The organism is Moorena sp. SIO2C4 (genome assembly GCF_010672485.1).
Taxonomy (GTDB): Bacteria; Cyanobacteriota; Cyanobacteriia; order Cyanobacteriales; family Coleofasciculaceae; genus Moorena; species Moorena producens.
The window spans coordinates 1-8,118 of sequence record NZ_JAAHGN010000245.1 but is presented as its reverse complement, the minus strand read 5'-3'; the positions used below and the strand labels follow the sequence as shown (position 1 = coordinate 8,118).

At 44.9% G+C, this 8,118-nt stretch carries 9 protein-coding genes and 1 pseudogene; 6 read left to right on the top strand and 4 right to left on the bottom strand.

Features of this window, described 5'->3' with window-relative positions; translation table 11 throughout:
• Both F6K20_RS14825 and F6K20_RS14820 read left to right on the top strand, forming a co-directional pair.
• A partial coding sequence (locus tag F6K20_RS14825) for a TetR family transcriptional regulator C-terminal domain-containing protein (protein ID WP_287295125.1) occupies positions 1 to 476 on the top strand: 476 nt, incomplete at its 5' end.
• A gap of 83 nt (positions 477 to 559) precedes the next feature.
• Entirely contained in the window at positions 560 to 1,579 is a 1,020-nt protein-coding gene (locus F6K20_RS14820; protein ID WP_287265100.1) for an ABC transporter ATP-binding protein, read from the top strand.
• A gap of 23 nt (positions 1,580 to 1,602) precedes the next feature.
• Here F6K20_RS14820 and F6K20_RS14815 read toward each other — a convergent pair whose 3' ends face one another.
• Complete coding sequence (locus tag F6K20_RS14815) at positions 1,603 to 2,109, bottom strand: ferric uptake regulation protein (RefSeq protein ID WP_008179729.1); 507 nt, start codon at positions 2,107 to 2,109, stop codon at positions 1,603 to 1,605.
• Positions 2,110 to 2,422: 313 nt separating this feature from the next.
• Positions 2,423 to 2,929, bottom strand: coding sequence for a signal peptidase II (gene lspA, locus F6K20_RS14810; RefSeq protein ID WP_287295123.1), 507 nt, complete (start codon positions 2,927 to 2,929; stop codon positions 2,423 to 2,425).
• Positions 2,930 to 2,941: 12 nt separating this feature from the next.
• On the opposite strand from lspA, the gene F6K20_RS14805 reads away from it, so the two are divergent.
• Positions 2,942 to 3,070, top strand: coding sequence for a hypothetical protein (locus tag F6K20_RS14805; protein ID WP_267871985.1), 129 nt, complete (start codon positions 2,942 to 2,944; stop codon positions 3,068 to 3,070).
• Positions 3,071 to 3,101: 31 nt separating this feature from the next.
• On the opposite strand, the gene F6K20_RS14800 is transcribed toward F6K20_RS14805, so the two are convergent.
• Both F6K20_RS14800 and bioB read right to left on the bottom strand, forming a co-directional pair.
• The gene (locus tag F6K20_RS14800) at positions 3,102 to 3,686 is read right to left on the bottom strand and encodes a biotin transporter BioY (protein ID WP_008179727.1); all 585 of its coding nucleotides are present in this window, start codon (positions 3,684 to 3,686) and stop codon (positions 3,102 to 3,104) included.
• A gap of 37 nt (positions 3,687 to 3,723) precedes the next feature.
• Positions 3,724 to 4,749, bottom strand: a pseudogene (gene bioB / locus F6K20_RS14795) (biotin synthase BioB); the annotation flags it as partial.
• 305 nt (positions 4,750 to 5,054) lie between these two features.
• On the opposite strand from bioB, the gene F6K20_RS14790 reads away from it, so the two are divergent.
• From F6K20_RS14790 to pstA, 3 genes are all read left to right on the top strand, one after another.
• A complete protein-coding gene (locus tag F6K20_RS14790) occupies positions 5,055 to 6,047 on the top strand; it encodes a PstS family phosphate ABC transporter substrate-binding protein (protein WP_287295119.1) in 993 nt (330 codons plus the stop codon).
• A gap of 278 nt (positions 6,048 to 6,325) precedes the next feature.
• Positions 6,326 to 7,333: a phosphate ABC transporter permease subunit PstC gene (pstC, locus tag F6K20_RS14785; protein WP_287295117.1), complete on the top strand. Its 1,008-nt coding sequence runs from the start codon at positions 6,326 to 6,328 to the stop codon at positions 7,331 to 7,333.
• On the top strand, positions 7,333 to 8,118 hold a 786-nt coding region (gene pstA / locus F6K20_RS14780), incomplete at its 3' end, for a phosphate ABC transporter permease PstA (protein ID WP_287295115.1). The genes pstC and pstA, both read left to right, overlap by 1 nt.

Genomic DNA, 8,118 nt, shown 5'->3' with positions numbered 1-8,118 from the left:
ACTTTCGAGATAAGCAGGAGCTTATTCTGTTTGCCCTTAATCAAGTAACTCAGCGTCTGCAAAAAACCATGCAGGCTGCAACAGAGCACGCTAGGGGAGTCGATCGACTGGTAGAAATGCTATCTGTGTTTTTGCCACTAGACACTGAACGGCAAGATATTCTCAAGGTCTGGGTGGCCTTTTTGGGGTATGCCATTGGACGAGAATCCCTGATGGCTGAGCATCAACATAGTGCTGCTCAGCTCCGTCAGGTGATTATTCAAGAGTTGAAAGCTCTACAGTCAGCCAAACTGATTCGACCTAACATAGAGCCAGAGTTAGAAGCCAACGCCCTGTTAGCCCTGGTCAATGGGGTTAGCCTCGACTCCCTGATTCAAGCCAAACGCCTTAGCCCTGACCAGCAGCAGATTGTAATTCGGCGCTACGTTAACGAGTTACTGTCTACCCATGCTATGCCTGACTCTGGTAATCCTTAATCAAGACAAGTTGGTGTTGTCAAACATTAAAGCAATGGCATGTGAACGGCTAATATGATTGCGATTAAGCATTAAACAATCACATGACAGCACCACAGCTAGACAACCCCAAGCCCAACCCACAAAACAAAAGTCTCTTACACATAGAAAACCTACAGATGCACTTCCCCATCACCCAAGGAATCATCTGGCAAAAGCAAATTGGCTCCATCAAAGCTGTTGATGGACTCAACTTCGATATCAACCGTGGCGAAACTTTAGGCTTAGTAGGAGAATCTGGCTGTGGCAAAAGTACCACCGGACGAGCGATCCTACAACTATACCGTCCGACAGCTGGTCATGTTTACTTTGAAAATATCGACCTAACCCAGCTAGAGGCTGAATCCCTGCGCCAGATGCGCCGCCGGATGCAAATGATTTTTCAAGACCCCTATGCTTCTCTCAATCCCAGGATGACCGTAGGAAGTATTGTCGGTGAACCCCTGCAAATCCATGGGTTAGCCATCGGTAAACAAAAACAAGAACGAGTCCAGTCCTTACTAGAGGTGGTAGGACTCAATCCCCAGTTTATCAATCGCTATCCCCACGAATTCTCTGGGGGTCAGCGTCAGCGGATTGTGATTGCTCGCGCCTTAGCTTTAAACCCTGACTTTATAGTATGTGATGAACCGATTGCTGCTTTAGATGTATCCATTCAAGCCCAAGTCGTTAACTTGATGCAGTCGTTGCAAGCAGAATTTGGTTTAACTTATCTATTTATTGCTCACGATTTAAGTATAGTGCGCCACATTTCTGACCGGGTGGCAGTAATGTACCTAGGCAAAATAGTAGAACTCGCAGATCGCGTCTGTTTATATGAGAACCCCTTGCATCCCTATACCCAAGCATTAATCTCAGCCGTACCAATTCCTGACCCTGAACTTGAGCGTCAACGGGAACGTATTATCCTAACAGGTGATGTACCCAGCCCCAGCAATCCCCCCAAAGGTTGTCGGTTTCACACTCGCTGTCCTATGGTAATGGATACTTGTCGGCAAGACCCAGAACCAGAGTTTAAAGATGCAGGTAGAGGACATTATGTTGCTTGTCATTTAGTTCATTGACAAAACGACAACCACTCACAAAACTAATGTTCGTGCATCGCAATGGATCGAGAGCAACGCCAATTACTCGGTAGAGCCGAAGGCCATCCCATGCGCAGGGCTTCTGGGCAAATGGTATGAATGGTCAGCTGGCAATCAATCAGCTGCAAGCCTTCTTTTTCCACCTGCTTCATCCCTTGTTTCAAGATTGAGTCATTCTTGAATTCAACGGTCTGGTTACACTGAATACACACCAGATGATGGTGATGATGGGGAAAAGGCTGATTGAGTTCATAATGTTTATGCCCTTCTGCCAACTCCAATTCCCGCAGGATGCCCATCCGTGACATTAACTTAACGCTACGGTAAATAGTAGATAAGCTGATTCCTTCTGCTCGTTGCTCGAGCAATTCGTGAAGTTCCTCAGCACTGAGATGGGTTCCTCTCGGTAAATTTTGGAAAACGTGGAGAATGGTCTCCCGTTGTGGTGTCATACGCCAACCTCGAGCATTGAGTTCGGCCTTGAGTGAAGCAGCTGTATAGTTAGCCATGGTAACCCTCTCAAAAACGAGCCATTATTGACAATATTAAATAATTATTTCTCTCACTTGCAAGAAAATTTTCTAATTGAGAATAAATAGTAAAGGATTATTGGTTACTTTTGAGAATAGGGCAGGCACGGATCGAGCTCGGATACAGGGATACGCCGAAAATACCAAATCCAGCACGATCCGGATTTGGCAAATAAGTTAGGAAAAGGGCGAATAAGGGAAAGACGGGGCACAGAGGGAAGACAGGGCACAGGATTATGGAAGCAGATTGGCCATAACCCTTGTGTATTGTGGCTTGTAAGTTATGACTATGTTATTGTCCCCTCTCCCTAGATTTTGGAGATTGATGCTTAAAACTTGCAATAAGCAAGCATACAATACCTAAGTTGATACACACATCGGCCACATTAAATACCGGGAAGTTAATCAACCGAAAATGGAGGAAATCCACAACGCAACCCGTTACTGTCTGGTTATCTACCAAACAACTGTTGAAAAAACGGTCTATGCCATTCCCTAATGCTCCTCCCAGTATGAAGCCATAACCAAGCTGTTCCAATCTAATCAGCTTTGGTCCAAACCAAGCTAGAGCGATTAAACCAATACTCACAGCTAAGGACAGCCAGCGCAACCAGCTGCCGTCTTCACTAAAGAGACTGAAAGCGGCACCAGTATTAGTAAAATAGGTAAAGTGAAACACCCCTTGCCACAGGGGTAGAGTCTCTTCCAATTCAAAATTCTGCACCACCCAATATTTAGTCAGCTGATCCAGAATCAGACCAATAGCAGCAGCAAACCAACACAGGCGGTTTTTTTTCATTAGTCATTAGTCATGATAGCATTTATTGATTGGGTGAGGGACTTACTAGGAGTCGGTAGTCGGGAGTCGGGAGTCGGGAGTCGGGAGTGTCAAAGCCGTTTTACACATCTAGTGAGTAGCCGTTCGTTAATTAAACCTTAGCAATTAACAAATTTATTTTTACCAATGACTATCAATAAAACATCAACTGCCGTAGAGCAAATGCCACAACGGTGACAGAACAAATTACCACTAGCTGACTCGGTAAAGGTGAAATGGTATATTTCATGATGGCTTCCATGAGAGGCTCAGCCCCAAGCACTGACCAATTGATGCCGTGGAAAATCATCAAATAGCCGACACCATAGGCATGGATGGTTAGTAAACCACATAGGCAGCTAAATGCCAATGTTTCGACTCGTGGTTGTACGCGAAAGGCTAAAAAACCACACACCCAGGCTCCTGCAATAAAGCCTAGTATGTATCCAAAGCTGGGTTCCTTGATATAGCCAATACCTCCACCTTGAGTAAAGACTGGGAGGTTCAACCCGATCACAACATAGGCAATTTGAGAAAGAGCACCAGCATTTCTGCCTCCTAAACAAGCAGCTAGTAGGACTGCTCCAATCTGATAGGTAACCCCTAGGGATATAGTTTGAACACCTTGAGTTGACCAATCCCAGGGTGGATTGGAGACAAAGAAGGCTTCTAGAAACGTGCCGCCGATTGTCAGCAGCAAACCAATTATGGCCCACAAAATCTCATTGGGAGCAGACACAGTTACATCGATAATCTATTTATTCTGGCTATTTATTCTAAGAGTTATATTCTCCGGGAATCGGAGCTTCACCACCGGTTAGACCCAAAGAGTCCAGCATAGCGTGGTCTTGCTCTGGTGGCTGTCCCAGAGTGGTGAGGTAGTGTCCAATCAGCATAGCATTGATTCCGGATTTTAGCCCTTTTGCCTGCAATTCACCCATCACGGCTTCTCGCCCACCAGCATAGCGCAGGATTTGCTTAGGTAGGATCATCCGGAAAATTGCGATCGCTTTTAGTGCTTCATAGGGGTCTAGCTTCCCAGATTCTCCCAAAGGGGTTCCAGACCGAGGATTGAGCAAGTTCAGGGGTACTGATTCCACCTTTAACTCCCCCAGGGCTAGAGCTAAATCCACTCGGTCTTCCCAGCTTTCTCCCATGCCCATAATGCCACCAGTGCAGGCTTGAATCCCAACTGCTTTCAAGTTCTGGATCGTCTCGACGCGATCGCGCCAGCTGTGAGTAGTGACAATTTCTGGGAAAAACCGCTCTGAGGTTTCTAAGTTGTGGTTGTAGCGAGTTACCCCAGCTTCTTTCAGGGCTTGGGCTTGTTCCGAGGTCACTTCTCCCAAAGCACAGCAAGGCTTAATGCTGGTTTCGGCAATAATCTCCCGTACGGTTTCCAGAATTTGTTCAAACTCTTTCGATTTAGGGCTACTGTACTTTGGTCCACGTCCCTGACTAACTAGGCAAAAACGTTTGGCTCCAGCCGCTTCAGCTGCCTTAGCTTGAGCCATAATCTCTTGCTTAGACTTAAGACCATAAATCGGGGAATCAACGCCAGGATGGTGAGCCGACTGGGCGCAGAAGCCACAGTTTTCTGAGCAGCCACCAGATTTTACATTGACGATACTACACAAATCCACGGTATTACCACAGCAGGCTTGGCGCACTTTGTCAGCTGCTTGGCACAGCAGCAATATATTATCCTGCCCTTCCAGTTTGGTAAGGGCTAAGGCTTCCTCTCTAGTAATGCGATCGCCTGCAATAATCCCCTCAGTTAGCTTTTGCAGCCACTCATTCAAGGATGCTGGGGATGTTAAGCATTGTTCTGGTGTACTTGCTGGTGTACTTCCTGGTGTATTTGATAAACCTACAGATAGACCTACAGCAGTTGACAAAGGTGCTTGAACCACAGTATCTCCCACGTATATCAGCTTTAAAGGCATCCTTCACTATACCACTTTAGAGTAAGTTAGCTAGTGAAACCTACTACACCAACTATAAATTTAACCTTTTCTTAATTAAATTTTAACCCAATGCTTAACCTAGTCTTGATGATGGAGCGGTACACTCCGGCTGTGACGCCTAAAATAATTAAGCCAATTCCATGTTGTCTCAAAAGAATTCTTTATTGTCAATAGCATTAATCACAACCTTAGGTGTTGGGATTACATCCTGTGGTGGTTCAGCCCCCACAGCTCAAGTTAAGGTAGATGGTTCCAGTACAGTATTTCCCATCTCTGAGGCAATGGCGGAAGAGTTCCAGAAAGCCAATCCGGAAATCCAAGTTACCGTCGGTGTCTCTGGTACTGGTGGTGGATTCAAGAAATTTTGTGCTGGAGAAACAGATATTTCCAACGGCTCCCGTCCGATCAAAGAATCAGAAATAGAGCTTTGCAAGAACGGAGGAATTGAGTACATCGAATTACCCATCGCCTTTGATGGACTATCTGTGGTAGTTAACAAAGACAATAACTTTGCTAGCTGCCTAAAAACTTCTGAACTCAAAAAAATCTGGGAACCAGCAGCTCAAGGCAAAATCAACAACTGGAATCAAGTTCGTCCTGGTTTCCCCAATCAAAAACTAGGACTTTATGGTCCAGGAACTGACTCCGGAACCTATGACTACTTTACGGGAAAGACGGTTGGTAAAGACAAGGGCTCTCGGGGCGACTATACCGCTAGTGAAGATGACAATTTGATTGTCCAAGGGGTATCTACTGATAAGGGTGGACTAGGATTCTTTGGTTACGCCTACTACGAAGAAAACAAAGATAAACTCAAACTGTTACAGATTGATGGAGGAAGTGGTTGCGTTGCCCCTAGCACAGCAACTATTGCCGATGGAAGTTACAAACCTCTATCTCGCCCAGAGTTTATCTACGTCAAGAAAGAGGCTGCAACTCGACCTGAAGTTAAAGCCTTTGTAGACTATCAGTTGGCAGCAGCAAATGCCAAATTAATCTCAGAAGTTGGCTATGTGCCCATGCCAGAAGACATTATGGTGCTGGTGAGAAAGCGCTTTAGCGACGGCAAAGTCGGGACAGTATTTTATAATGCTCCTAAAGGCTCCAAAGTGAAACAGCTATTAGAGAAGTAAATAATAGTAAAGGATGTCTTAAAGACTTAAGGATGAACGATGAAGGCTGAAGGCTATAAAGAACAAAGTGGCTAAGTCACGCAGTCACCTTAATAGATATCAGCCGTACATCTATAAGTAGAATTATTTCATTCCTCACACTTGATTCCTCACACTTAATTTCTCACAATTGAGCTTTCATCCTTCATCCTTTATCCTTTATCCTTGGCACTGCATCCTACCGTAAGATAACGCTATCAAGCGAACACACTTGATCCTTAAGACTTAATACTTTACTGATGACTACCACTCCGTCATCTTTTGAGTCATCAGACTCTGAGATGTTTCGACCAAACCGGCAGTTAAACAAGCGGGTAGAACTGGTAGTAAAAATAGTTTTTGCTACCTTTGCCTTTGTTTCTGTGGCAACTACCATCGGAATTGTTCTAACCCTAATATTTGAAACAGTAGCATTTTTCCAAGAAGTATCACTCTGGAAATTCCTGACTGATACAGCATGGACTCCCTTGTTTGCTAATCCCCAGTTTGGCATTTTTGTGCTGATTAGTGCCACCTTCCTGACCTCTGTAATCGCGCTGATGGTGGCATTACCTTTGGGATTGCTGGCAGCTATCTGCTTGAGTGAATATGCATCTCCTGGTATCCGTCGCTGGCTCAAACCTGCCCTAGAAATATTAGCAGGGGTTCCTACGGTGGTATTTGGTTACTTTGCCCTGATGCTAGTTAGCCCTTTTTTAAGAGATTTTATTGGTTTTATTAATTGGGTTATAGCATTGATGGGTCGGTTTATACCTATTCCGGAGTCATTTGCTATTCCAGATTTACAAGGATTCAATGCCTTAAGCGCTGGGATTGTTTTAGGAATAGCCATTATTCCTATGATAGCTTCCCTAAGTGAAGATGCCATCTATGCTGTACCCAATAGTTTAAGACAAGGTGCTTATGCCTTGGGGGCAACTAAACGAGAAACCATCATCGGAGTAGTAATACCAGCAGCATTATCTGGAATTGTTGCTTCCTTTGTACTAGCGGTTTCCCGTGCTGTGGGTGAAACCATGATTGTTAGCATTGCTGCTGGTCAAAATCCCACCTTGGGACTAAATCCCCTAGTACCAGTGATGACCATGACAGCCTATATCGTTCAGGTCAGCATGGGAGATACACCAGCAGGTTCCCTAGCCTACAAAACTATTTTTTCTGTAGGTATGACCCTGTTCTTACTGACCTTAGTTCTAAATATCTTTAGCTTTTGGTTTGTCCGTCGCTTTCGGGAGAAATACGACTAATGGCACAAGACCTAAGACCTCTAGGAGAGGATTCTCCAGGTTACTTCAACCTGGCGCTACCCAAGCGCTATAACTTTGATAAAATCTTCGCCATTGCTGCCTGGGTTGCCATCTTTTTTGGCCTAGTGATACTGGCAGTATTGCTAATTGATGTTTTTTTCGATGGTCTGCCCCGGCTCAGTTGGCAATTTATCAGCAATCCTCCCTCCCGTAAACCACTCCAAGCTGGTATTTTTCCTCCCTTAATCGGTAGTGTATGGCTGTTGGTGATAACAGCAATGGTCTCTTTTCCCTTGGGAGTAGGGGCAGGTATTTTCTTAGAAGAATATGCCACTGACAACCTGTTGACCCAGATTATTGAAATCAACATCGCTAACCTAGCTGCTGTACCTTCAATTATTTACGGCTTATTGGGTTTACAAGTGTTTGTCCGGTGGTTGGAACCCATTACTAATGGTAGGAGCATACTAACTGGTGCCCTAACCCTGTCGTTGTTAATTCTGCCTATCATTATTGTTGCTACCCGTGAAAGTCTACGGGCAATTCCCAATAGTTTGCGTCAAGCGGGTTATGCCTTAGGAGCAACTCGCTGGCAAGTGATTCGAGAGCATATTTTTCCTCTAGCTTTACCTGGTATCCTGACAGGAACCATTTTGGCACTGTCAAGGGCAATTGGGGAAACTGCTCCTTTGATTACTATCGGAGCCTTGAGCTTCATTACCAGGCCGCCAATGAACCCACAAGATCCATTTACTGCACTGCCAATTCAAATTTACAACTGGATA